Here is a 24,514-nt window from a genome sequence, read left to right as displayed (position 1 = left end):
GACCGCTCAGTGGGTGGTGGGGTGGCCGCGTAGGTAGGTGAGGACGGCGAGGACCCTGCGGTGGGTGTCTTCGGCCTGGGGGAGGTCGAGCTTGGAGAAGATGCTGCGGACGTGCTTGCCCACGGTGGCGTCCGTGACGACCAGGCGGCGGGCGATGGCGGTGTTGGAGTGGCCCTCGGCGATGAGTGCGAGCACCTCGTGTTCGCGGGGGGTGAGGGTGGCGAGCGGGTCGCGGCGGCGGCCGATGAGTTGGCGGATGACCTGCGGGTCCACCACCGTGCCGCCGTCCAGTACCTGGTGCAGTGCGGCGACGAAGTCGGCGACGTCGGCGACCCGGTCCTTGAGGAGGTAGCCGACGCGGCGTCCGGTGCCGGAGTCCAGGAGGTCGGCGGCGTAGCTGAGTTCGACGTACTGGCTGAGCGCGACCACCGCCAGGTCCGGGTCGGCGCGGCGCAGGTCCACGGCCGCGCGCAGGCCCTCGTCGGAGAAGTCCGGCGGCATCCGGATGTCGGTGATCACCAGGTCGGGACGGTGGTCGGCGACGGCCGTGAGGAGGGACGGGGCGTCGTCGACGGTGGCGACGACGTCGAAGCCGAACCTGGCCAGGAGGCCGGCCAGGCCTTCCCGCAGGAGGACGCCGTCCTCGGCGAGGACTACGCGGGTTCGTTCAGGCTGCACGGAAGCTCCACACGTATGGTCGTCGGGCCACCGATGGGGCTGGACACCAGCAGTCTGCCGTCGATCACCGCCACCCGGTCGGCGAGCCCGGTCAGTCCGGTGCCGCGGTCGGGGTCGGCGCCGCCGACGCCGTTGTCGGTGATCTCAAGGGTGAGGACGCCGCCGTCCCAACGGGCGGTCATGCCGGCCTTGTCGGCGCCGCTGTGCTTGGCGGCGTTGGTGAGCGCTTCGGCGGCGACGAAGTAGGCGGTGCTCTCGACATGGCGGGGTTGCCGTCCGGGGATGTCGGCCTGGACGGTCACCGCCAGCGGCGACCGGTCGGCCAGCTCGCCGAGCGCGGCCGCCAGGCCCCGGTCGGTGAGCACGCGGGGGTGGATGCCGTGCACCAGTTCCCGCAGTTCGGTCATGAGCTGTTTGGCCTCCTGGTGGGCGTCGGCGACGCTGTCGGCCGCCGGTCCGGGCGGGAGGTCCATGCGGGCGAGGCCGAGTTTCATGGTGAGCGAGAGCAGCCGTTGCTGGGCGCCGTCGTGCAGGTCGCGTTCGATGCGGCGGCGTTCGGCGTCGAACGCGCCGACGAGCCGGGCCCGCGAGTGCGCGACCTCGACGAGTTCGGCCTGGAACCGTTCGCCGGGGCCGCGCTGGAGCAGTGTCCGGGCGAGGGCGGCCTGCCCGGCGGCGGTCAGCGCCAGCAGGTACGGGACGGCCGGCAGTAGCGCCAGCGCGACGATCACGTACGGCAGCGCCGCCGCGGGGGAGTCGAGCGTCGCGGGGCCCAGCACGACCGGGACGTCGTCCTTCCTCAGCATCAGCGGCGCGGCGAGGGCGGCGAACTGGAGGAGCAGCGCGGTCGCCAGCGCCCCGTAGAGGACGGGGACGGCGGTGACCAGCAGCAGGAAGTAGCCGAGTTCGCGGCAGGTGACCGGTTCGGAGTAGCGGGTGCGCAACCAGGAGATGATGCCGTCTTCCGGCGGCCGTCGATGGCCCGACCGGGTCGGACGGGGATCCACCAGGCGCAGCCGGCGCCGTTCGAGTGCGGCCAGGGGGATGGCCGCCGGCGGTCCGAGCCCGGCGATCAGGAGGACGCCGACAGCGGCGAGGACGGCTCGCGCACCAAGGGAGACGTCTGAGAAGACGGCCAGGAGCAGTGGTAGGCCGAGCAGGGCCAGGGGCAGGGCCGCCACGAGCGCGACCGGCGGGGTCGACAGCAGATAGCCGGAGACGCGCCACGGCCAGGCGGTCAGCAGGAACCCGCGTCGCCTCATCGCGGCCGGCAGCGTGAGGGGCGGGTCGTTGGGCACGGTCGCACGCTATCCGAACCCTCTTTATGGGCCGAGGTAGTGCTGGGCATACCACCGAATTGGTGGACCGCCGGAATGCGGTCGGGGGTGCCGTGGCGATGGGATGCGGAGTATGAGACGACGACCTTCCGCACGCGGCGACGGTCGGCCCGCGGGCTACGCGCCGGGCCGTCGCCGCACGGGGGTGCGGCGACCCGTCGCCCACGTCCGGGACGAGCGACCGAACATGGCGTCGGAAGGCGCCGGCGACATGATCGTCCGGGCGTGCGACCTGAACCCGAGGGACGTGTGATGAACTTTCCCACGGGCGCCGGGGTGCAAGCGCCTGCGGGTGCCCCGGTCACGTCGGTGCAGCTGCACCAGGTGAGCAGGCATTACGGGACGGGTGAGGCCCGCGTCCAAGCCCTGGCGGACGTCACCGTGACCTTCCCCGCCGGTACCTGGACCGCCGTGATGGGCCCGTCCGGGTCCGGCAAATCCACCCTGCTGCACTGCGCCGCGGGCCTGGACCGGGTCAGCTCCGGCCGCGTCGTGCTGGCCGGGCGGGACATCACCCACGCGACCGACGCCACGTTGACCACTCTGCGGCGCCGCACCATGGGCTTCATCTTCCAGAACTTCAACCTGATCGGCTCGCTGACCGCCGAACAGAACGTCGCGCTTCCGTTGAAGCTGGCGGGAGCCCGGCCGTCGCGCGCGGACGTGCGGGCGGCGCTGGCCGCCGTGGGGCTGGCCGACCGGGCGCGGCACCGGCCGCGGGAGTTGTCGGGCGGGCAGCAGCAGCGGGTGGCGATCGCCCGGGGGATGGTGACGCGGCCCTCGGTGCTGTTCGCCGACGAACCCACCGGGGCCTTGGACACCCACTCGGCCCGCATGGTCCTGCGGTTGCTGCGCCGCATGGTCGACGAGGCGGGGCAGACCGTCGTCATGGTCACCCACGATCCGGTCGCGGCGGCGAGCGCCGAGGCGGTGGTGTTCCTGTCCGACGGCCGGATCGTCGACCGTCTGATACGTCCGACCGCCGCCGGTGTGGCCGAACGGCTCACCCGGTTGGAGGGCTGACCCGTGCTGCGCATCTCCGCCAGCACCGTCCGGGACCGCTGGCAGTTGTTCGCCGGGGCGCTGCTGACGGTCACACTCGGTGTCGCGCTCGTCCAGTCGGCGGTGCTCGTCCTGGTCTCGACGGGAGAGCCGAAGATTCCGCCGGGCACGTCCGCCCGGGACGCCGAGCAGATCAGGGAGGGCTATGCCGGGGCCGCCACGCTGCTGGGCATGGCCACACCGCTGGCGATGTTCCTGGCCATGTTCATCGTGGGCTCGACGTTCGCCTTCGCCGTGGAGCAGCGCCGCCGCGAACTGGCCCTGCTGCGGATGCTCGGCGGGAGCCGTCCCCAGCTGATCAGGCTGCTGCTGGGCGAGGCGTTCCTGCTGGGGCTGATCGGCAGCGTCCTCGGCATCGTGCTGGGCGTTCCGGCCGCGTGGGTCCAGGCCCGGCTGCTGATCGGGATCGGGCTTCTACCGGACGGCTTCTCTCCGGGCTGGTCCAACTCGGTGCTGCTGCTGTCACCGAGCGTGGGGATCACGGTCGCGGTGTGCGGGGTGCTGGCGGCGTCCTACCGGTCGGCCAAGGTGCGTCCGCTGGACGCCCTGCGCAACACCCCCCGCGCGGCCCGGGTGATGACCGCCGGACGTTGGCTGGTGGGCCTGTCCTCGCTCGCGCTGACCCTTCTGCTCATCGCGGCCGGAAACGGAACGGACCTGCTGCTCACCCTGATGGTCGCGATGGGCGTCTCGATCACCGGCTCGATCGCCCTCAGCGCGCTGAGCCCGCTGGCCGTCCCGCTGGTCGGCGGGCTTCTCGGCACGGTCCTGCGAACCGGTGTGCTCGGCGAACTGGCGCAGGCCAACCTGCGTGACGCGGTCCGGCGCAGCGCCTCCACCGCCGCGCCCGTCATCGTGCTGGTCGGCCTGCTCGTCGGCCTCACCGGCACGTTGAACTCGCTGGCCCGCGCCACCGGCGCCGACCTGGAGCGGATCACCGTCGCCGAACTGGTGGTCACCTCGAACGGCGCCGCCGCGAATCGGATCCCGCATATCCCCGGGGTCGCGCTCGCCTCCCCGCAGAGCCAGGTCGAGATGGCGGTGACCGCCCGGTACCGCGAGGATCAGCGGACCTACCGGCAGACGCACCACTCAGGGATCATCGCGGTCGACGGCACCGCCTACCGGCGCACGCACCGTCTCACCCCGACGTCCGGGAGCCTGGACGAGCTACGCGGACGCACCATCGCGATCGGCCCCGGGCTGGCCGGAGAAGGCATCGTTCGCGGCTCGGTCACGGCCCGGATCGGCGACGACAGACTCAAGCTGCGCACCGTGGCGCGCCTCCCGGAGGTCCTGGAGAACCGCAGCGCCAACTTCCTGGTGCCGCGCGACCTCGTCCCCGCCGCGATCCTCGCGGAGGCGCCGACCGAGACCATGGTGCAGGTCGTGCCCGGCACCTCCCCGCAGGCGGTCGCCGGCCGGATCCGCGCCGCCGGAATCGGCGACGTGCGCACCACCGCCCAATGGGCCGACGCCCGGGTGAAGGACGAGCAGCGCGGCACCATGGGGATCATGGCCGTCCTGATGGGCATGTCCGGCCTGTACGCCGCCATCGCGGTGATCAACGCGGTGGTGATCGCCGCCGCCGAGCGCCGCACCGAGTTCGCCGTCGCCCGCGCCACCGGGCTGAGCCGTGGCCAGGTCGTCCGGATGGCCACCATCGAGTCCACCGCGGTCACCGTCATCGGCCTGTTCCTCGGTTCCCTGGTGGCCGTGGCCGCGCTGGCGGGCTTCCAGCAGGGAGGCATTCTCGCCGTCCCCTGGACTCTGCTCGCCCTGCTGATCGTGGCCTCCCTCGCCGTCACCGCCGGCGCCGGCGCCCTGACCACCCTGGCCATGACGAAGCCGTCCCCCACGGCCCTCGTCACCGCCCGCGAGTGACCCCCAGCGAGGGAAGGAGTTCCTCGGTGAGCTTGGCGAGGCGTTCGGCGTCCTGCTTGTCGAGCGTCGGCAGGGACAGGTCGACCGGCTTCCCGCGGTCGACGGCGGAGAGCGCGGCGGACGGCGGTTCGTCGATCCATCCGACGATGGGCCGGATCGCGGTCTCCACCGGCCGGGCCTTGAGCCGCGCCAGCAACCTGATCGCTCCACGCATCACCGGGTTCAGCGGGGACAGATCTCCACTCCGCGTGAAACCGGGGTGGTAGAGCACATACCGGGCCTTTCCCACCGCCCGGTCGGCAAAGGAGACGCCGAGCAGGTCGTTGGCCCGGTTGGCCTGGATCTGCGCTTTGATCATGCTGTACTTGCGCCGCAGTTGCAGGTCGTCCCACTGCACCGAACCTGTCGTGTTACCGACCCCGGACACGTTCACGATCAGCGGCGCGGAAGCCGCGTCCATCACCGGACGCAACAGATCGCCCAGCAAGTACCGGCTCAGGTAATACAGCGCGAAGGTGAACTCCAGCCCCTCGGAAGTCTCCCGCCGCTTCGGACTCGGCCGGTTCGCGCAGAGGATGAGCGCGTCGACCACCGGATGCCGATCCGCGATCTCCTTCGCGACCCGCCGGACCTCACCAACGGTGCTCATGTCCGCGCGCAGGAACCGGAACCGCTCGCCGGCACCCGTCCGGGCCGCCTCCTCGACCAGTGCCCGGCCCTTCTCCCCGCTGCTCCCGATGACGATCACGGTGTCGCCCCGAGCGAGGCGCGCGAGCGCCGTCGCCCGACCCATGCCGTCGGTCCCACCACTGATCACCACTGTCTTGCTCGTACGGCCGGACATACGCTCGCCTCTCGATCATCGTTGCCTCGACGGCAATCATCGGCAACCACTCGTCCGCCCGAAAGAAGGCAGTTTCATGTCTGATACGCACACCGATGTGCCCTCGATGATCAGCGCGCCGCTTCCGATCCCGGTTCCGCTGGACGAACAACTGAGCTGCCCCGTGGGGGACGTCCTGCGCCGCGCCGGCGACCGCTGGAGCGTGCTGATCCTGGTCTTGCTGGGCAGACGCTCCTACCGGTTCAACGAACTGCACCGGTCGATCGAGGGGATCAGCCAGCGCATGCTGACTCGCACCTTGCGCGGCCTCGAACGCGACGGCCTGGTGAGCCGAACCGTCCATCCGACCGTCCCGCCGACGGTCGAATACGACCTGACCCCCCTGGGCCGCACCCTCCTCGAACCGCTCTCCACCCTCGCCGACTGGGCCGTCCGACACGGCCCGGAAATAGCCGCCGCCCGAGCACACCACGACACCCCGCTGACCCCGCACGTTGACCGGGCGAACTCGGCCTAGCCGCCCCGCCCGTGATCAGGTACCGGGCGGTAGTCGCTGCCGGCGTCCCGTGCCACCAGACGGAGACCCACCAGGAGCCTGCGGAGGGCGGCGTGATCGTCATGGACCTCCGCCAACCGCCGATCGACCTCGGCCTCGGTCAGAACACGGTCGGTGGGCAGGAGTTGGACGAGGAGACGTCCAAGCCGTTCGAGGACGTCCGGCTTGTCCGGAAGGTCGACCAGCCGTCCGTGCTTGAAGAACCGCTCCAGTTCCGGCTCGCTCCGAAGGAGCCGTGTCATGGGAAGGTCCTGGACCAGCAGGTCCGCCGTTGCGCGGAGGGCGGTGAGGTTCGTGGAAAGGACCTGTCCCCGCATGGTCAGCAGGCCTGCCTCCTGCAACCGGACGGCCTCCTTCAGCAGGGCCTTCACGGTGAGCCCGAGGGCGGTCGCGATGGCCGTCAGAGAGCGGTCACCACCGTTCTGCTCATGGGTGGCGACGGCGGTGAGCAGGCTCAGCCGAGCCGGCGAGGTGAGCGCGGTGAGCTGGGCAGCCGCGCGGCTCTGATGAAACGCCGTTGTCTCTAACACCATGAATCCGTATCCCTGTCATCTCGGCTATCGCCACCCGTCTCCCTCGACGAGACGGTCTTGGCCACTTTCCGATCAATGCCGGTGGTGATTCGACCGTTGACGTCCATCCGGATGTCGTCCGGGCCGAAGTCGCGGACGAGACCGGCGCGCGCTGCGCGTCGGGCATCGGGCGACAGGCCGCGAGCAAGTCCATCGCCGGGGCGTTGACTTGTCGGGGTTGCGGGCTTGGTGAGCTGTTTGTCACAGGGTGCGGGCCCTTGACAGGAGTTACTGCGTGTTCTTAGTTGTTGCGTATAAGTTGCAATAGCTGAGGGGATGCATGAAGGCGTTGTCGGTGGTGCGGTCGGACGTGGGACCGGAGACCGACGACGACGATCTGGGGGCGTCCTCCCGGCGGCGGCGGTATGTGTTGCTCCTGCTCGGGCTGGTCGCGGTGTTCTGCGGGACGGTCGTCGCGGCGGTCGGGATGGGCGCGGTGTCGGTGTCGCCGCTGACCGTGCTGGACATCGTGGGGCATCACTTGGTCGGCAGCCCGGCGGAGAAGACCTGGAAGACGTCCCACGACGCGATCGTGTGGCGGGTGCGGTTGCCCCGGGTGCTGTTGGGGGCCGCGGTGGGGGCCGGGCTCGCCGTGACCGGAATGGCGTTGCAGGCGATGGTGCGCAACATGCTCGCCGACCCCTACCTGCTGGGGGTCAACTCCGGGGGCTCGACGGGGGCCGCGGCCGCGATCCTGTTCGGGTTCGGGGTGGGGTGGGGCGAGCACGCGTTGCAGATCGCGGCCTTTCTGGGGGCGCTGGGCGCCTCGGTGCTGGTCTTCGTGATCGCGCGGACGGCCGGACGGATCACCTCGACGCGGTTGCTGATGACCGGAGTGGCGGTCGGGTACGCGCTCTACGCGCTCACCAGCTTCTTGATCTTCGCGTCCGACTCGGCCGAGGGGTCCCGGTCGGTGCTGTTCTGGTTGCTCGGAACGCTGGCGCTGGCGCACTGGTCGGCGCCGCTGGTCGTGGTCCTGGTCGCCGTCGCGCTGGTCGTCACGCTGCTCACGTTGTGGGGACGGCGCCTGGACGCCCTGGCGATCGGGGACGAGACCGCGCACACCCTGGGCGTCTCGCCGGCGCGGTTCCGGCTGGTGCTGCTGGTGCTCGTCTCCTTGGCGGTCGGGGTGCTGGTGGCGGCGTCCGGCAGCATCGGTTTCGTCGGGCTGGTGATCCCGCATCTGGCCCGGCGCATCGTGGGGGCCACACACCGCCGGGCCGTTCCCGTCGCCGCGCTGATCGGCGCCATCTTCCTGCTGTGGGCCGACCTGGCCGCCCGCATGCTCCTGAGCCCGCAGGAGTTGCCGATCGGCATCATCACCGCGATGGTCGGCGCGCCGTTCCTGCTCATCCTGGTCCGCCGTCTGCACGCCGGAAGCGAGTGACGTTCATGATCGAGGGACGCGGGCTCACCTATGCCTACGGTTCGACGACCGTGGTGCGCGACGTCGATGTGCGGGCCGAGTCCGGCCGGATACTCGGGCTGCTCGGGCCCAACGGCAGCGGCAAGACCACGGTGGTGCGGATGCTCACCGGGATCGTGACTCCGCGCGGCGGGCAGGTCTTCCTGGACGGAAGGCCGCTGAGGTCGCTCACGCATCGCGCGCTCGCGCGACAGGTCGCCGTCGTGCTCCAGGAGTCGTTGGGTGATCTGCCGATGACGGTGGCGGACATGGTCCTGCTCGGCCGGGCACCGCACCAGACGACGTTCTCCCGCAACAGCGCCGAGGATCACCGGATCGCGGCGGCGGTGCTGCGCAGGGTCGGCGCCCGCCATCTCGCGGACCGGGTGTTCGTCGGGTTGTCCGGTGGTGAGAAGCAGCGCGTGATGATCGCTCGGGCGCTGGCGCAGGAGCCCACGCACCTGGTGCTCGACGAGCCGACCAACCACCTCGACATCCGGTTCCAGCACGAGCTGCTCGCCATGATCCGCGGGCTTGGCATCACGACGGTCATCGTGCTCCACGACCTCAACCTGGCCGCTCGTTACTGCGATGACGTGCTCGTTCTCCAGGACGGTGAAGTCGTCGCGCACGGGCCGTGCGCCGACGTGCTGACCGCCGAGCTTCTTCGGGGTGTCTATGGCGTCGGCGTCGAACGTCTCGACACGTCCCGGGGCATCCAGTTCCTCTTCCACCCGCTTGACGACGAGTCCGCACCACCGGCTGAACCCGGCCACGCTAAGGAGACGTCCGCTCGATGAAGAAGTGCCTCGCCTGGTTCGCGGCCGGTCTGTTGGCCGCCACGCTCACCGCCTGCGGCTCGACGGGCTCCGGGGACAAAAGGAACGCGTCGGGGAACTTTCCCCTCACCATCAAGAACTGCGGGGTGGACGTCACTCTGGAGCAGGCGCCGTCCCGCGTCATGATCGTCAACAGTGCTCCGTTGCAGTACCTGTCCGCGCTCGGCGTCCTGGACCGGCTGTCCTCGCGGGCCGGGAAGTTCCCGCCGGAGTACTACTCCAAGGAGACCCTCGCCGCGGTCGACAAGGTTCCCTCCCTCACCGACCGGCTCGGCTCGGACGGGCACCTGAAGATCTCCACCGAGTCGATCATCTCGAAGGAACCCGACCTGGTGCTCGGGCTGCCCGACGGCGTCTCGCGCGAGTCCCTGGCGACCGTCGGGATTCCGGTGCTCAACGAGCCCAGCTTCTGTCCGAACGGGATCAAGAACCCCGGCTACGAGACGATCTACCAGCAGATGCGGCTGTACGGCAGGGTCTTCGACCGGCAGGCCAAGGCCGAGCAGGCCGTCCAGGACCTCCAGAAGCGGATTCAGACCGTCCAGGCCGGTCTGCCGGACCAGAAGGGCCGCAAGGTCGCCGTGCTGTGGCCCTACCGGGGCGAAGGAACCGTCGGGGCCTACGGCGGCCAGAGCATGGCCACACCGCAGCTCAAGACGCTCGGCGCCCAGAACGTGTTCGCCACCACCGACAAGCGCGTCTTCGAGGTCTCCATGGAGGAGCTGCTCGCACGCGACCCCGACACCGTCATCCTGCTGCACACCGACGGCACCCAGCAGGAGATCAGGCAGGCGCTGCTGGACGTCCCCGGCGCCAAGGATCTGCGGGCGGTCCGGAACAACGCGATCCACGTGCAGCTGTTCAACTTCACCGAGCCGCCTTCGCCCCTGGTCCTGGACGGCCTGGAGCGCCTCGCCACCTACTTCAAGGGGAAATGACCGCAGTGTCGCCGACCACCTGATTCCGGGCGGGTCAGGGAACTTCGTCGCATCCGCTCCCGGTCGAAGGTCCTGGCAGCAGGGACTTCCGGCCCGATGCCGCCCACCTCAAGGCTCGGCAGCCTGAAGGTGTCGGGCACTCGCGGCTGGAGATCCTCATGATGGCGGGTGCTGCGGGTGGCCGGCTACGCGCTCCTGATGACCGACCGCTATCCGCCGTTCCGGCTGGACACGGGCCCCGCCGAGCCCGCCGCTGCGGTGACCGGGCGGGAACGTGAGGACGACGCGCCGGGACGTTGGGACGCCGCGTCGGGACCTTCGGCCCGGCCACGGGCACCGAGCCGCGACCTAGCGTCGAGGTAGAGAGTTCGAGACGGGTCTAGGAGGGACGTCCCATGGCGGCGCCAATCATCGTAGGAATCGACGGATCTGCTCACGCCTGGCGGGCTCTGGACTGGGCCGCCGACCATGCCGTCCGGCACGGCCTTCCGCTGCGCCTGGTGCACGGGTCCCGGGCGCTGGTGCGGGACGGGACGATCCCGGACGAGGCGCTGCGCCGGTTGGTCGCCGAGCGCGAGGACATGCTGGCCGAGGCCCGGCAGTACGCGCTGAAACAGCACCCCGACCTCGACGTCGAGACGCGCCTGGTGGCCAAGGACCCGGGCGGTGCGCTGGTGGACGAGAGCGAACACGGGACGCTCGTGGCCGTCGGATCGCGCGGTCTCGGCGGTTTCGAAGGGCTCCTGTTCGGTTCCGTCGGCCTGTACACGGCGGCACATGCCGTCTGCCCCGTCATGGTGGTTTCTCGTTCCGCCCCTTTCCCGACCGATGCGCCCGCCGAAATCGTGGTCGGGATCGAGGGGCGGCGCGAGGAGCGGCCGTTCGTCGAGTGGGCCTTCGCCGAGGCCGCGTCGAGGGGCGCCAGGATCCTGGCGTTGCACGCGGTGGGCGGCGAGTTCGGGTCTCCGCGCCAGCGGGTGATCGAGGACATGGAGTTGTCGGAGGCCCTGGCCGGGCTGCGGGAGCGGTATCCGGACGTCCCGGTCGACCAGCTGGTGTCGGACCAGACGCCGTCCCGGGCGCTGGTGGACGCGTCGGAGAACGCCGGGCTGGTGGTCGTCGGCGCCCCGCGCAGGCGCGGCTTGATCGGTATGGCGCTGGGACGGGTCAACCACGCGGTCCTGCACCACGCCAAGTGCGTTGTCGCGATCGTCCCGACCAACGAGTAGATCCCTCCCATGTGAACCGCGAACAAAGGAAAAGGGGCCTCGGACCGATTTCGGTCCGAGGCCCCCTTCGACCGTTCCCGGCTACTTCTCGATGGGGACCCGGGCGGCCTCGCTCTTGACGGCTTCAGGCATCGGTACGCGGACGTTGAGGATGCCCTTGTCATAGGTCGCCTTGATCTTGCCGGGGTCGATGTCGGCCTTCCACGTCCATGGGTTTCGTCCGGCCGGGGACCAAAGTCCGTCCTCCGCGGTCATCCGGCCGCCGCGGTGTCACGACGGGCCCTGCGGCGCGCCTCCCGGTACCGGGCCGCGTGCTCGACCCGGGCGCGCAGCCGGGCGCCGGCCAGGCCGATGGCCTCGGCCATCGTGGGCGCGGACGCGTAGGCGTTGATCGGCGTGCCGTTGAGGTCGACCCGCAGGGAGACCAGGTTCGGCCGCGGGACGGCCGGGTCGGGGAGCACGTTGAGCGTGACCCTGGCGTGCAGGACCGGGCGCGGGGCGTGGGCCAGCACGCGTGCGACGACGTCGCGGGCGCGCTCGACGTCCTCCCGTGGGACGGCCTTGATGGCGGTGACCTGGATCTCGACTTCGTTCGGTGCCGTGGCGGACAACGTCGGCCTCCTCTGTGTGAAGATCAGCATCCTCAGCGTCGACCCCGGCCGTGCCCCGGCCCCAGGGACGTTCGTCCCGACCTGCGGCGCCGTACGACCCCGCAGGCCCTGACCGGCACGGCGGGACCAAAGTCCCGGTGGCCGGTGACCTTGGGACGGTGATTCGCGGGCCGCTCCCGTTCGACGCTGGCCGCATGGCAGAGAACCTCACGAGCGCGCGGGTGTTCGCGCTGCTGACCGACGGAACGCATGTCGAGATCAAGCGGCTGGACGCGACGGACCGGAACGCGGTCCGCGACCTGCACGGCGGCCTGCGCGATCAGAGCCTCTACCTGCGGTTCTTCGGCCTCAACCCGGCCATGGCGGATCAGGTGGCCGACCGGATCTGCCGTCCCGACGGCGACGATCACGCGGCCCTCGGCGCCTGGCTGGACGGTGCGCTGGTCGGCGTGGCGGAGTACGAGCCGACCGACGTGCCGGGGGAGGCGGAGGTCGCGATGGCGGTCGCCGACCGGATGCACCAGCGGGGCGTCGGGACGCTCCTGCTGGAACATCTCGCGTCGCTGGCCCGCGCGAACGGGGTGGTGGCGTTCCGCGCCGACACGCTGGCCGAGAACACCGCGATGCTCCGGGTCTTCGCCGACGCGGGGATGGCGGCCCGCCGCCGGATGTCCGGAAGCGTCGTGGAGCTGACGCTTCCGCTGATCTCCGACGAGGGCTATCTCGACGCGGTGGCCGAGCGGGAACGCCGCGCGGATGTGGCCAGCCTGCGGCGGCTGCTGCGGCCCCGGGTGGTCGTGGTCGTCGGCGCGTCCCGCCGCCGGGGGACGGTCGGCGCCGAGGTCCTGCGCAACATCGTCTCCGGCGGGTTCAAGGGGGCCGTCTACGCGGTCAACCCGCACTCGGCGGGCGCAGACCTGCACGGGGCGCCGTGCGTGGCCGCGCTCGCCGACCTGCCGGAGCCGCCCGACCTGGCGGTCATCACCGTGCCCGCGGGGTCGGTGCCGGGTGTGGCGGCCGCCTGCGGGCGGGCCGGGGCGTCCGCGCTGGTGGTGATCAGCTCCGGGCTGTCCGCCGCGCAGGGCGCCGAACTGCTGGCGATCTCCCGCGAACACGGCATGCGGCTGGTCGGTCCGAACTGCCTCGGCATCGCCAACACGGACGTCGGGCTGGACGCGACGTTCGGAGCCCGCCACCCGGTGATCGGACACGCGGGCGTGGTGGTCCAGTCGGGCGGCGTGGGGATCGCGCTGGTGGAGCAGCTGTCCCGGCTCGGCGTCGGCGTCTCCACGTTCGCCTCGGTCGGCGACAAGTACGACGTCAGCGGCAACGACCTGCTCATGTGGTGGGAGTCGGACGAGACGACCCGCCTCGGCATCCTGCATGTGGAGTCGTTCGGCAACCCGCGCAAGTTCGCGCGGACGGCCCGCCGGGTCGGTGCGACGATGCCGCTGCTGACCGTCCTGGCGGGACGGTCGACGCCCGGCGCCCGCGCGGCCGCGTCCCACACCGCCGCGGCGGCGACACCGGAGGTCACCCGCCGTGCGCTGTTCGCGCAGGCCGGCATCGTGGCCACCGAAGACCTGGGCGAGCTGGTCGACGCGGCGGCGCTCCTCGCGTCCCAGCCGCTCCCGGCGGGTCCACGGGTGGCGGTGGTGTCCAACGCGGGCGGCGGCGGGGTGCTGGCCGCCGACGCCTGCACCGACGCCGGGTTGACCGTTCCCGTCCTGGGCGCGGCCACGCGGCGTCGCCTCGCCGAGCTGCTTCCGGCGTGCGCGGCGGTCGCCAACCCCGTCGACACCACCGCCGCCGTTCCCGCGGACGCGTTCCGCCGCGCACTCGACGTGGTCGCCGAGGACGAGTCGGTCGACGCCGTCCTCGCGCTGGTGGCGCCGACGGCGCTCGGTGACCTGCGGGAGGCGTTCGTCAGCGGTGCCAAGCCGCTCGCGGGCGTCGTGCTCGGCCAGGCGGAGGCGGTCACGATCACCCATGACGGCGTTCCGTGCTACGCCTACCCGGAGAACGCCGCCCGCGCGTTCGGGCACGCGTGGTCGCACGCCCGGCGGCGCGGCCTCCCGCCCGACACACCGCCCGAACTGTCCGGCCTGCGACCGGACGACGCGGCGGCCATCACCGAGGAGTTCCTGGCCGGCTCCCCGGACGGTGGCTGGCTCTCACCCGTGGACGCCTTCCGGCTGCTGGAGTCCTACGGGCTGCCACTGACCCCTTGGCGCTGGGTTCGGACGGAGGACGATGCGGTCGCGGCGGCCCGGAAGCTGGGCGGCGTGGTCGCGCTGAAGGCGCACGTGCCCGGGGTGGTGCACAAGACCGCTGCGGGCGCCCTTCAACTGGACCTGCACGGGGAGAAGGACGTGCGCGGCGCCTTCCGGTGGCTCGCCGGGAGGTTCGGCGACGACCTCGAGGGCGTGATCGTCCAGGCCATGGCGGACGAGGGCGTCGAGGTGCTGTGCGGGGCCGTCCAGGAGGAGGTGTTCGGCGCCGTGGTCGTCTTCGGCGCCGGCGGCATCGACACCGACGCGCCGGCCGACCGCGCCGCCCGCCTCGCCCCGCTCACCGTCCGGGAGGCCGACGACCTGATCCGCGAGCCCCGCCTGTCCACCCTGCTGCTCGGCCATTCCGCCCGCGCGGCCGGCGACGTCGCGGCGCTGCGGGACACGCTGCTGCGACTGTCCAGGCTGGTGGCCGACCATCCCGAGATCGCCGAACTCGACCTCGACCCCGTGATCGTCCGCCCGGACGGGGTGGTGGCCGTCGACGCCCGCGTCCGTGTCGCGCCCCGCCGGACCTGGGACCCCTACCTGCGCCGCCTCCGCTGACCCACCACGGGCGCCGCGACGATCAACCTCCGTGCGTGCCTGCGCGGGCGCAGGTGAAGCGCCGGTCGAGGCCGGTGATCCGCAGGATCTTCGCCAGTTGCGGCCGGATCCCGACCAGCGTGACGGCGCCGCCGTGGCGGTGGGCCAGCTCGTCGGCGGCGACGAACGCCGCCAGGCCCTGCGCGTCGCAGAAGGTCAGGGCGGAGACGTCGACGACCAGGTTCGGACCCCGCTCGTCGATCAGCCGGGCCAGATGGGAGCGCAGGACGCCCGCCGACGCGATGTCCAGTTCGCCGCTGACCACCACGCGTCGCGCGCCCGCGTCGGTGTCGTTGAGCGACGTGGCGAACTCCGCGTACGTGTCCTGGCGAAAGTCATGCGTGGCCATGCCGCTTCCTCCCCGGGCCCTTCGGTCCCTCCAAGGCTCGGCCGTCGCCCGCGACGCCAGTAGGGACCTTGGTCCCGGTATGGGACTCACGAACGTCCGAAGGTCCGCGTCGTACCGGTCGGCGGGAATCCCAGGGACCTTTGGCCGCTGGCAGGCGCCGATCATCGGCCTAGCGTCGAGGGAGACGCGAGGGAGGTGCCCGGTGGTCGAGTGGGCGATACGGACCGAGAACCTGACGAAGCGCTTCGGGCGGGTGGTCGCGGTGGACGGCCTCGACCTCGAGGTCGGCCGCGGCGAGATCTTCGGCTTCCTGGGCCCGAATGGCGCGGGAAAGTCGACGACGATCAGATTGCTGCTCGCTCTCGCCCGGCCGACGTCGGGCCGGGCGTGGATCATGGACGTGCCCGTCGGGGACGTCCAGCGCGCCCACCGGCATGTGGGCTATGTCGCCGGTGACGTCGCGCTGTGGCCGCAGCTGACCGGCCTGGAGACCCTGACCTACCTCGGGCGCCTGTCCGGACGCGTCGACGTCCCGTTCCGGGACGAGCTGATCGAACGGCTCCGATTCGACCCCGGCAAGCGCGCCCGCTCCTACTCCAAGGGGAACCGCCAGAAGCTCGCCCTGATCGCGGCGCTGATGACCAGACCCGACGTCCTGCTCCTGGACGAGCCGACGTCCGGCCTGGACCCGCTGATGGAGGCCGAGTTCCAGGCGCTGGCCAAAGACGCCGCCGCGCGCGGACAGACGGTGTTCCTCTCCTCCCACATCCTGGACGAGGTCCAGGACGTCTGCGACCGGGTGGCCATCCTGCGAGACGGACGGCTCGTCGAGGTTGCCGCGCTGGCGGAACTGCGCCGACTGGCCGGGACGGTGCTGGAGGCGATCGTGGACGGCCCCGTCCCCGAACTGGCCGGAGTACCCGGCGTGACCGGGGTGGAGCACGTCGACGGCGGTGTCCGGGTGTCGATCACCGGATCGCCGTCGCCCGCGCTGGCCCGGTTGAGCGCCTGCCCGCTGGTGCGGCTCCGCAGCCACGAGCCGACGCTGGAAGAGATCTTCCTGAGCTACTACGAGGCGGAGAAATGACCAGGACGATGCCCGTACGGACCGCCGCGGGGCCGCGCCCGGTGGGGCGCCTCCGGGTCGGCGCGGGGGTCGCGTGGATGACGGTCCGGTTGATCCGGCGCGGCGTGGCCTGGCTGGCGCTGGCCCTCGCCTGCTACGTCGTCGTCGAGGTCGTGACCTACGAGCGGACCTACCCCGACCTCGCCGCGCGGGAGAAGCTCGCGGCGCTGTCACAGGACCCGGCCGTGCGGATCCTGCAAGGGATGCCGCACGCGCCCGAGACGACCGGCGGTTACGTCGTCTGGGACGCCGGCTGGATGCTGGCGGCGATCGTCGGCCTGTGGGCCTTACTGACGACGGGCCGCCTGCTGCGCGGTGAGGAGGAGGCCGGACGCTCCGAACTGGTGCTGGTCGCTCCGATCCGTCCGGCCCGCGTCGTCCTGGTCCAGTGCGGCGTCATAGGCGGCGCGGCGCTGGTGGCGGGGGCCTCGGTGGCCGTCCCGCTGATGCTGCTGGGGACGGGCGTCGCGGGTTCCGCGCTGCTGGGCATCGGGCTCGCCGGATTCGCGGCGACGTTCGCGGCGGTGGCGGCGGTGCTCGCGCAGTTGTTCCAGGTGCGGCGCCGGGCGACCACGGTCTCGGTCGCCGTGTTCGGCGCGCTGTTCGTGCTGCGGATGGCCGCCAACAGCGCCGACTCGCGCGGCTGGCTGCGCTGGTTCACCCCGTTCGGCTGGCTGGACGATCTGCACCCCTACCGGGACCCGAACTGGGCGGTCCTCACCGTGACGCTGACCGTGCCCGCCGTGCTCGCCGGCATCGCCGTCGCGCTGCGGACCGGCCGCGACAACGCCGGCGCGCTGATCGGCGAGCCCGACCACGCCCGGACCCGGCTCCGGCTGCTCGGCGGCCCCACCGCCTTCGCCTGGCGCGGCACCCGCGGCATGCTGGCCGGCTGGCTGCTGGGCATCGCCGGATACGCGTTCGTCGCCGGCACACTGATCGCGACCATCATCGACTACGCCGCCGACGACCCCGACTACCAGCGGGTTCTGGAGTCGCTCGGCTGGGACGCCGGGGACGTCGCCGACGGCTTCGTCGCCATCATGGGCGGGCTCATCGGCCTGATGATCGCCCTCTTCGCGTCCTGGCGGATCGGCGCGGCCCGCGCCGAGGAGGCCGCTGGACGGCTCGACCACGTCCTGACCCGTCCCGTCACGCGCCACCGCTGGCTCGCCGGCCACGTCCTGCTGACCCTGGTGTCGGCCGTGGTGCTCGCGCTCGGCGCCGCCGTCGCGATGTGGGCGGGTGCCGCCGCGACGGACGCGGGCATGGGCATGACGGACATGCTCGCCGCCACCCTCAACCCGCTGCCGGTCGCGGCCCTGGCCACCGGCCTCGCCGTGGTCCTGTTCGGCGCATGGCCGCGGCTGACCGTTCCCGCCTCGGCCGCGGCGGCCGTCACCACCTACCTCATCGAGATGATCGGACCCGCGCTGGACTGGCCGGAGCCCGTGCTGGCCGTGTCCCCCTTCCACCACCTGGCGGACGTCCCGGCCGAACCGTTCGCGCTCACCACCGCGCTCGTCATGACCGTGTCGGCGTTGGTGCTCGCCGCCGCCGGGGTCCTGCTGTTCGAGCGCCGCGACCTCGCCGGCGACTGACCCGCCCTGCGTGCGTTCGCAGCTCACGCAGCCGGACGAGCCGAACTGGTCGTGCCAGGTGCCGAGCTTGTGGGTGGGCCACTGCCGGTAGCGGCTCTTGGGGGCGGCCTCCAGGTGTTCGCCATCAGGTCGCGCGGCTCGGCGCGGGCACGGGCCACGTCGACGGGGTTCGCAGGTGGGGCCTGGATGTCGCACCCTCGTCGGCGAACAGCTCCACGCATCTGCTGACGTTCCTCAAAAGATCTTGAAGTCTTGGTGTCGGTTCGAGATCGGCCGGTTAGCGGTGTCGCCGAGCGACATATATCGAGGGACCGGTGCGGACGGTTCGGGCACGGGAGAGGAGCGGTCGTGTGCGGCGGTGAGATCCGCGGCCGGCTCCGGCCTTTCCTGCTGGTCCTCATCCACGAACGGCCGGGGCACGGCTACGACCTGATCGAACGGCTGGCGGGAATGGGCCTGGCGGACGTCGAGCCCGGCCACGCCTACCGCGTCCTGCGCGCACTCGAACGCGAACTGCTCCTGACGTCCAGATGGATCCCGTCGGACGCGGGACCGGCCCGGCGGCTGTACGAACTCACCCCCGCCGGCTCGGCCTACCTGAAGAAGCGGATGGAAGAACTCGCCGAATTCGGCGGCGTGCTCGACGCCTTCCTGTCCCTGTGGACGAAGACCTCCCAGGCGAGGGGCACCCGGGAGTCGGCCGTCGCGTTCGCTCGGCCCTGAGGAGCTGACATGGCACAGGAAACGGCGGAGGACGCCGTACGGACCGCGTTCCGGCAGCGCGTCGACCCGGGCCGAGCCCTCGGCGAGGACGCGGACCTCATCGCCGCCGCCTGCCAGGACATGGCGAAGCGGTGCCGCCGCGGCGGCAAGATCATCACGTTCGGCGCCGGCGGCGCGGCCTCGGACGCCGAGCATGTCGCGGTGGAGTTCCTACACCCGGCCATCGTCGGGAAGCGGGCCCTGCCCGCGCTCGCGCTGACCGGGGGCGGCTTCGCCGAGCGGTTGCGGTCGCTCGCCTCTCCGCAGGACGTCGCCCTGGGGTTCTCGCGGGACGGCCGGTGCGCGAACGTCCTGGAAGCCCTGCGGGTCGCTCGTGAACTCGGGGTGCTGACGGTCGCCCTGGTGGGTGGGGACGGCGGCGACATCGCCGGGGACAAGACCGTCGACCATGCCCTGATCGCCCGGTCCGACGATCCGTGCGTGGTGAAGGAACTGCACGTCACCGCCTACCACATTCTATGGGAACTGGTTCATGTCTTCCTCGGTGAGGAAAACGCGGCGCCATGTCATGAGGAAGTTTGCATCACCTGTTCCGACACGGCGGTTCCGGTTCGGGTGCGTGAGGTCAGGGGTGACGGCCTCGCGATCGTCGATACGGAGAACGGGCCGGAGGAGATCAGTCTGGCGCTGGTCGACGCCGGGCCGGGGGACACGGTCCTGGTCCACGCCAAGGAGGCCATCGCCGTGCTGGAGGAGCCGACAGGATGAACCCGGAATCGTTGTATCCGTTCCTGTCTCCGGAACAAGGCGCGTCCTCCGGCGTGCTCGCGGACGTGCGCGCGTCCACGGAGGAGAAGGCCGCCGAGATCGTCGCGCTGCGGGAATCCCTCGCCGATCTGTACGGTGCACGGCTCGTCGAATGCGCGCGGCGGATGGCCGCCTGCTTCCGGGACGGCGGTCGGCTGTTCAGTTTCGGCAACGGCGGCAGTGCCACGGACGCGCGCGAGATCGAGGAACTCCACGTCGATCCGCCTCCGCCCGCCCGGCCGTTGCCCGCGTTCTCTCTTCCCCATGACGTGGCCACGGTGACGGCCCTGGCCAATGACGTGAGTTTCGACGTGGTCTTCGCGCGCCGACTCGCCGCGCTCGCGGGAACCGGAGACATCGCCGTGGGCCTGTCGACCAGTGGCGGCTCGGAGAATCTGCTCCGCGCGTTCGAGGAGGCGAACCGCAGGCGGATGCTGACGGTCGGCTTCGCTGGCTACGACGGCGGAAGAATGGCCCAGGCCGGAACGATCGACTTCCTCTTCGTCGTGCCGTCGTCGTCCGTGCACCGGATCCAGGAGGCGCAGACGACGCTCTACCACGTCCTCTGGGAGCTGACTCAGCGGGCGCTGCACGGGCGGTTGTGAAACGCGATGACCACGGTCACGCGGCTCCGCCTCCGTATCGAGGGAATCGTCCAGGGCGTCGGGTTCCGCCCCTTCGTTTCCGGGCTTGCCAGGGAATACGGCGTCTCGGGCCACGTCGGAAATGACGCGGAGGGCGTCTTCGCGGAAATCGAAGGTGACCGCGCGACCCTGGACGGCTTTCTCGCCGACCTCGAACGGCGGGCACCGGCGCTGGCCGTGGTGGAACGGGTGCGGGCCGAACCGGCGGCGCCGACGGCCGAACGCGGCTTCCGGATCGTGCCGAGCCCGCCCGCGACGGCGCGATTCGCGCTGATCTCCCCTGACATGGCGACCTGCGAGGAATGCCTCGCCGAGACCCTCGCCCCGGCGGGCCGCCGGTCGGGCTACCCGTTCACGAACTGCACCGACTGCGGGCCGCGGTTCAGCATTGTCGCCGACGTCCCGTACGACCGGCACAACACGACCATGGCCGTGTTCGAAATGTGCGAGGCGTGCGCGGGGGAGTACGCCGACGCCGACGACCGCAGATTCCACGCGCAGCCGGTGTGTTGCCCCGAATGCGGGCCGTCGCTGCGCTTCACCGGGCCGGACGGCGTTCCGGTCGATGGAGAGCCTCTACAGACGGCGGTCGAATGGCTCCGGGACGGCCGCATTCTCGCGATCAAAGGGCTCGGCGGCTACCACCTGGCCGTCCTCGCCGACGACGAGAAGGCCGTCCGCACACTCCGCGACCGCAAACACCGGGAGGACAAGCCGTTCGCTTTGATGGCCCCCGATCTGGTGTGGGCACGAAGGCTGGTCCGGCTGGAACCGGTCGGCGAACGAGTGCTGGCGGGAACGCGCCGTCCGATCCTGCTGGCGCCGCGCCTTCCCGGGGCCGGGGTCGCCGACGCGGTGGCCCCGGGAAGCCGGGAACTCGGGGTGATGCTGCCCTACACGCCCCTGCATCATCTGCTCGCCCGCCGACTCGCTCGCCCGTTCGTCCTGACGAGCGGCAATGTGTCGGACGAGCCGATCGTCTGCCGTGACGACGACGCGCTGAAGCGGCTCTCACAGATCGCGGACGGCTTCCTGGCACACGATCGGCCCATACAAGTGCGCACCGACGACTCGGTGGTCCGCGTGTTCCGTGGAAGGGAACAACTCGTCCGGCGCTCACGCGGATACGTTCCCGCTCCCTTGACCACCGCACAGCCGTTCCCTCGACCGGTCCTGGCGTGTGGAGCCGAGTTGAAGAACACCTTCTGCGTGGCCAAGGGGAACAGGGCGTTCGTGTCCCATCACATCGGCGATCTGAAGAACTACGAGACGCTGCGCTCGTTCACCGAAGGCATCGCCCACTTCCGCCGCCTCTTCGACGTGACGCCCCGACTCGTCGCTCACGACCTGCATCCGGAGTACCTGTCGACGAAGTACGCGCTCGAACTGACAGATGTGGATGTCGTCGCCGTCCAGCACCACCATGCCCACATCGCGTCCTGCCTCGCCGACAACGGAGCGAGCGGCCCGGTCATCGGCGTCGCCTTCGACGGGCTCGGTTTCGGAACCGACGCCACCTTGTGGGGCGGCGAATTGCTGATCGCGGACCTGGTGGAGTTCCGGCGGGCGGGCCATCTGGAGCCGGTCCCGATGCCGGGGGGCGAAACGGCCGTCCGTGAACCGTGGCGGATGGCGGCGGCGTATCTCCTCGCCGCCTACGGCGACCCACCCGAATTGGACCTGGCGCGACGGCATCAGGCACGGTGGGACGCGGTCGTGTCCCTGGCCCGGAAAGGCGTCAACGCTCCACTCACGTCCAGCGCCGGACGTCTCTTCGACGCGGTCTCGGCGATTCTCGGCGTCCGGGACGTGGCCCGCTACGAGGGGCAGGCCGCCATCGAACTGGAACAGCGAGTCGCGCCCGGCGAACGCGACGCGTATCCGATGACGGTGGCAGAAGGCGACCCGCTGATCCTTCGGAGCCGCGATCTCGTGCGCGGTGTCGTCGACGATCTGCTCGCCGACGTCCCCGTCGACCGGATCGCCGCAAGGTTCCACAACGGCCTGGCGCGGGCCGTCGTCACGGCCACGGGCGTCCTGCGCGAACGCACCGGCCTCGGCACGGTCGCCCTGTCCGGCGGCGTGTTCCAGAACCTGACCCTGTTGGAGCGGGTCGTCGAAGGCTTGGAAGGGGACGGTTTCCACGTCCTCGTCCATTCGCGGGTGCCGTGCAACGACGGCGGAATCTCCCTCGGTCAGGCGGTCGTCGCGGCCGCCCGCGACCGGTCAGCAGATTCGCGGTAGCGGATCGCCCACCAGCATGTCCACGATGCGCGTGCCGCCGAAGGACGTCTTCAGCAGGACGGTCCCCGCCGGCTCGTCCGCGACATGCCCGACGATCGCGGCACCCTCCCCGGACGGGTGCCCGCGCAGCGCCGCGAGCGCCGCGTCCGCCCGCTCGCCGTCCACGACGGCGACGAACCGTCCCTCGCAGGCCACGTACAGCGGGTCGATGCCGAGCAGTTCGCAGGCCCCGTTGACCACGGGCGCCACCGGGATCGCCGCCTCGTCCACGACGACGCCGAGCCGGACCGCCTGGGCGATCTCGTTGAGGACCGTCGCCACCCCGCCGCGTGTCGCGTCCCGCAGCACCCGCACCCCGCCGGGGACGGCGTCGAGGAGCGCCGCGACGGGCTCGTGCAGCGGCGCCGTGTCCGAGGCGAGATCGGCCTCGATGTCGAGTTCACCACGGGCGAGCATGATCGTGACGCCGTGCTCCCCGATCGGCCCGGAGACCAGCACGGCATCACCGGCCCGGACGGTGGCGGCGCCCAGCGTCACGTCCCGCTCCATGACGCCGATGCCGGCGGTGTTCACATAGCAGCCGTCGGCCTTGCCGCGCTGGACGACCTTGGTGTCACCGGTGACCACGGCGACTTCCGCCTCCGCCGCCGCGGCGGCCATCGAGGCGGCGATCCGCCGCAGGTCGGCGACCGGAAAGCCCTCCTCCAGGACGAACCCGGCCGACAGGTACATCGGCCGGGCGCCGCAGACGGCCAGGTCGTTGACCGTGCCGTTCACCGCCAGGTCCCCGATGTCCCCTCCCGGGAAGAACAGCGGCGACACCACGAACGTGTCGGTCGTGAAGACCGTCCGGGTGCCGTTCAGGGTGAGGGTGGCGCCGTCGGTCATGGCCTCCAGGTGCGGATTGCGGAAGGCGTCCACGAAGACGTCCTCGATGAGGGTCTGCGTGGCCTTTCCGCCCGCGCCGTGCGCGAGGGTGACGCGCTCCTCCTTGACCCTGGCCTTGCGGAGCCGTGCCCGCTCGATGCGTTCCAGGACGCTCTGTTCGGTCGTCATACGCGCGCCGCCTCCTTGACGCGGTCACGGGTGAAGCGTCCGTAGTTGTAATAGGCCGCGCAGGCCCCCTCGGAGGAGACCATGCAGGTGCCGATCGGGGTCTCCGGCGTGCAGGCCGTACCGAAGACCTTGCATTCCCAGGGTTTGATGACGCCCTTCAAGACTTCACCGCACTGACATGCCTTCGGGTCGGCCACCCGGACGCCGGGAACGTCGAACACGCGCTCGGCGTCATGGACGGCGTAGGCGTCCCGAACCCGCAACGCCGACTGCGAGATGAACCCCAGCCCGCGCCACTCGAAATACGGGCGCAGTTCCATGACCTCCCCGATGGCCTCCAGCGCCCTGCGGTTCCCGTCCCACGGGACGACGCGGGTGTACTGGTTCTCCACCTCGGCGCGGCCCTCGGCCAGCTGCTGCAGCAGCATGTGGACCGACTGCAGGATGTCCAGCGGCTCGAACCCCGCGCAGACCAGCGGCTTGCCGTAACGGCCGGGAATGAACTCGTAAGGGCGGCAGCCGATGACGGTCGAGACGTGCCCGGGGCCGAGGAAGCCGTCGAGCCGCAGGTCCGGTGAGTCCAGGATCGCCTTGATGGCGGGCAGGATCGTCACGTGGTTGCAGAAGACGGAGAAGTTCTCGATCCCTTCGGCGGCCGCCCGCAGGACGGTCATCGCCGTGGACGGCGCCGTCGTCTCGAACCCGATCGCCATGAACACGACCCTGCGGTCCGGATTCAGCCGGGCGATCTTCAGCGCGTCCAGGGGCGAGTACACCATGCGGATGTCCGCGCCCTCCGCCTTGGCGTCGAAGAACGAACCGCCGCCGCCGGGCACGCGCATCATGTCCCCGAACGAGGTCATGATGACGTCCGGGTGGCGGGCGATGGCGATCGCGTCGTCCACCCGCCCCATCGGGATCACGCACACCGGGCAGCCGGGCCCGTGCACGAGCGTGACGGCCTCCGGCAGATGATCCTCCAGGCCGTGCTTGTAGATGGTGTGCGTGTGCCCGCCGCAGACCTCCATGAACTGGTACCGCCGGCCGGGCTCGCACAGCGCGGTGATCTGCGCGGCCAGTGCCCGGGCCTGGTCCGCGTCGCGGTACTCGTCGACGAACCGCATACCGGTCAG

The 24,514-nt window shown here is 71.2% G+C and carries 24 protein-coding genes; 15 read left to right on the top strand and 9 right to left on the bottom strand.

The window, feature by feature from the left end:
- Positions 1-6 precede the first annotated feature (6 nt).
- Entirely contained in the window at positions 7-678 is a 672-nt protein-coding gene (locus BZB76_RS01180; protein WP_121432430.1) for a response regulator, read from the bottom strand.
- The gene (locus BZB76_RS01175) at positions 654-1,976 is read right to left on the bottom strand and encodes a sensor histidine kinase (protein ID WP_246006691.1); all 1,323 of its coding nucleotides are present in this window, start codon (positions 1,974-1,976) and stop codon (positions 654-656) included. Before BZB76_RS01175 ends, BZB76_RS01180 begins: the two co-directional genes overlap by 25 nt.
- A gap of 112 nt (positions 1,977-2,088) precedes the next feature.
- Between BZB76_RS01175 and BZB76_RS35105 the strand changes: the two genes are divergently transcribed.
- The 3 genes from BZB76_RS35105 to BZB76_RS01165 are packed head-to-tail and all read left to right on the top strand — an operon-like array spanning position 2,089 to position 4,961.
- Positions 2,089-2,268, top strand: coding sequence for a hypothetical protein (locus BZB76_RS35105; RefSeq protein ID WP_147449262.1), 180 nt, complete (start codon positions 2,089-2,091; stop codon positions 2,266-2,268).
- On the top strand, positions 2,268-3,038 hold the full coding sequence (locus tag BZB76_RS01170) for an ABC transporter ATP-binding protein (protein ID WP_121433370.1): 771 nt from the start codon (positions 2,268-2,270) through the stop codon (positions 3,036-3,038). Before BZB76_RS35105 ends, BZB76_RS01170 begins: the two co-directional genes overlap by 1 nt.
- A gap of 3 nt (positions 3,039-3,041) precedes the next feature.
- A complete protein-coding gene (locus BZB76_RS01165) occupies positions 3,042-4,961 on the top strand; it encodes an FtsX-like permease family protein (protein ID WP_121432429.1) in 1,920 nt (639 codons plus the stop codon).
- On the opposite strand, the gene BZB76_RS01160 is transcribed toward BZB76_RS01165, so the two are convergent.
- Entirely contained in the window at positions 4,945-5,805 is an 861-nt protein-coding gene (locus BZB76_RS01160; protein WP_121432428.1) for an SDR family NAD(P)-dependent oxidoreductase, read from the bottom strand. The genes BZB76_RS01165 and BZB76_RS01160 overlap by 17 nt on opposite strands.
- A gap of 76 nt (positions 5,806-5,881) precedes the next feature.
- Here BZB76_RS01160 and BZB76_RS01155 point away from each other — a divergent pair, with 76 nt between their 5' ends.
- Positions 5,882-6,322: a winged helix-turn-helix transcriptional regulator gene (locus tag BZB76_RS01155; protein WP_121432427.1), complete on the top strand. Its 441-nt coding sequence runs from the start codon at positions 5,882-5,884 to the stop codon at positions 6,320-6,322.
- Here the strand turns inward: BZB76_RS01155 and BZB76_RS01150 are convergent.
- Positions 6,319-6,894 (bottom strand): DUF2087 domain-containing protein, encoded by a 576-nt coding sequence (locus BZB76_RS01150; RefSeq protein ID WP_121432426.1) that lies wholly within the window; start codon positions 6,892-6,894, stop codon positions 6,319-6,321. The two genes, BZB76_RS01155 and BZB76_RS01150, sit on opposite strands and share 4 nt — an antisense overlap.
- A gap of 319 nt (positions 6,895-7,213) precedes the next feature.
- Between BZB76_RS01150 and BZB76_RS01145 the strand changes: the two genes are divergently transcribed.
- From BZB76_RS01145 to BZB76_RS01125, 4 genes are all read left to right on the top strand, one after another.
- Positions 7,214-8,320 (top strand): FecCD family ABC transporter permease, encoded by a 1,107-nt coding sequence (locus BZB76_RS01145; RefSeq protein WP_121432425.1) that lies wholly within the window; start codon positions 7,214-7,216, stop codon positions 8,318-8,320.
- A 5-nt stretch (positions 8,321-8,325) separates the two neighbouring features.
- Positions 8,326-9,138, top strand: a complete 813-nt coding sequence (locus tag BZB76_RS01140; protein WP_121433369.1) for an ABC transporter ATP-binding protein — start codon at positions 8,326-8,328, stop codon at positions 9,136-9,138.
- Positions 9,135-10,115: an ABC transporter substrate-binding protein gene (locus tag BZB76_RS01135; RefSeq protein WP_121432424.1), complete on the top strand. Its 981-nt coding sequence runs from the start codon at positions 9,135-9,137 to the stop codon at positions 10,113-10,115. Before BZB76_RS01140 ends, BZB76_RS01135 begins: the two co-directional genes overlap by 4 nt.
- Before the next feature lie 395 nt (positions 10,116-10,510).
- The gene (locus BZB76_RS01125) at positions 10,511-11,344 is read left to right on the top strand and encodes a universal stress protein (RefSeq protein WP_121432423.1); all 834 of its coding nucleotides are present in this window, start codon (positions 10,511-10,513) and stop codon (positions 11,342-11,344) included.
- A gap of 81 nt (positions 11,345-11,425) precedes the next feature.
- Here the strand turns inward: BZB76_RS01125 and BZB76_RS01120 are convergent, their stop codons facing one another.
- Positions 11,426-11,599 (bottom strand): Hsp20 family protein, encoded by a 174-nt coding sequence (locus BZB76_RS01120; protein WP_121432422.1) that lies wholly within the window; start codon positions 11,597-11,599, stop codon positions 11,426-11,428.
- On the bottom strand, positions 11,596-11,955 hold the full coding sequence (locus BZB76_RS01115; RefSeq protein WP_147449261.1) for a hypothetical protein: 360 nt from the start codon (positions 11,953-11,955) through the stop codon (positions 11,596-11,598). Before BZB76_RS01115 ends, BZB76_RS01120 begins: the two co-directional genes overlap by 4 nt.
- Positions 11,956-12,149: 194 nt before the next feature.
- On the opposite strand from BZB76_RS01115, the gene BZB76_RS01110 reads away from it, so the two are divergent.
- Positions 12,150-14,792: a bifunctional acetate--CoA ligase family protein/GNAT family N-acetyltransferase gene (locus BZB76_RS01110; protein WP_121432420.1), complete on the top strand. Its 2,643-nt coding sequence runs from the start codon at positions 12,150-12,152 to the stop codon at positions 14,790-14,792.
- A gap of 22 nt (positions 14,793-14,814) precedes the next feature.
- On the opposite strand, the gene BZB76_RS01105 is transcribed toward BZB76_RS01110, so the two are convergent.
- Positions 14,815-15,180: an STAS domain-containing protein gene (locus tag BZB76_RS01105; RefSeq protein ID WP_170180463.1), complete on the bottom strand. Its 366-nt coding sequence runs from the start codon at positions 15,178-15,180 to the stop codon at positions 14,815-14,817.
- Positions 15,181-15,382: 202 nt separating this feature from the next.
- Between BZB76_RS01105 and BZB76_RS01100 the strand changes: the two genes are divergently transcribed.
- The 6 genes from BZB76_RS01100 to hypF all read left to right on the top strand — a co-directional run bounded on the left by BZB76_RS01100 (position 15,383) and on the right by hypF (position 22,325).
- The gene (locus BZB76_RS01100) at positions 15,383-16,267 is read left to right on the top strand and encodes an ABC transporter ATP-binding protein (RefSeq protein ID WP_246006689.1); all 885 of its coding nucleotides are present in this window, start codon (positions 15,383-15,385) and stop codon (positions 16,265-16,267) included.
- A complete protein-coding gene (locus tag BZB76_RS01095) occupies positions 16,264-17,907 on the top strand; it encodes an ABC transporter permease (protein WP_121432417.1) in 1,644 nt (547 codons plus the stop codon). Before BZB76_RS01100 ends, BZB76_RS01095 begins: the two co-directional genes overlap by 4 nt.
- Before the next feature lie 348 nt (positions 17,908-18,255).
- Positions 18,256-18,630, top strand: a complete 375-nt coding sequence (locus BZB76_RS01090) for a helix-turn-helix transcriptional regulator (RefSeq protein WP_121432416.1) — start codon at positions 18,256-18,258, stop codon at positions 18,628-18,630.
- Between the two features lie 9 nt (positions 18,631-18,639).
- Positions 18,640-19,398, top strand: coding sequence for an SIS domain-containing protein (locus tag BZB76_RS01085; protein WP_121432415.1), 759 nt, complete (start codon positions 18,640-18,642; stop codon positions 19,396-19,398).
- Complete coding sequence (locus BZB76_RS01080) at positions 19,395-20,042, top strand: D-sedoheptulose-7-phosphate isomerase (RefSeq protein WP_121432414.1); 648 nt, start codon at positions 19,395-19,397, stop codon at positions 20,040-20,042. Before BZB76_RS01085 ends, BZB76_RS01080 begins: the two co-directional genes overlap by 4 nt.
- A gap of 6 nt (positions 20,043-20,048) precedes the next feature.
- Positions 20,049-22,325 carry a carbamoyltransferase HypF gene (gene hypF / locus BZB76_RS01075; protein WP_121432413.1) on the top strand — a complete coding sequence of 759 codons (2,277 nt, stop codon included), beginning with the start codon at positions 20,049-20,051 and terminating at the stop codon, positions 22,323-22,325.
- On the opposite strand, the gene hypE is transcribed toward hypF, so the two are convergent.
- Together hypE and hypD are read right to left on the bottom strand one after the other, a co-directional pair.
- The gene (gene hypE, locus BZB76_RS01070) at positions 22,308-23,381 is read right to left on the bottom strand and encodes a hydrogenase expression/formation protein HypE (protein ID WP_121432412.1); all 1,074 of its coding nucleotides are present in this window, start codon (positions 23,379-23,381) and stop codon (positions 22,308-22,310) included. The genes hypF and hypE overlap by 18 nt on opposite strands.
- A complete protein-coding gene (hypD, locus tag BZB76_RS01065; RefSeq protein WP_121432411.1) occupies positions 23,378-24,505 on the bottom strand; it encodes a hydrogenase formation protein HypD in 1,128 nt (375 codons plus the stop codon). The genes hypE and hypD overlap by 4 nt, the downstream gene beginning before the upstream one ends.
- Positions 24,506-24,514: the final 9 nt, after the last annotated feature.

It is taken from the genome of Actinomadura pelletieri DSM 43383 (assembly GCF_003634705.1).
In the GTDB taxonomy this organism is placed as follows: domain Bacteria; phylum Actinomycetota; class Actinomycetes; order Streptosporangiales; family Streptosporangiaceae; genus Spirillospora; species Spirillospora pelletieri.
The sequence above is the reverse complement of the archived record's forward strand: the minus strand, read 5'-3'. Positions and strand labels throughout refer to the sequence as shown.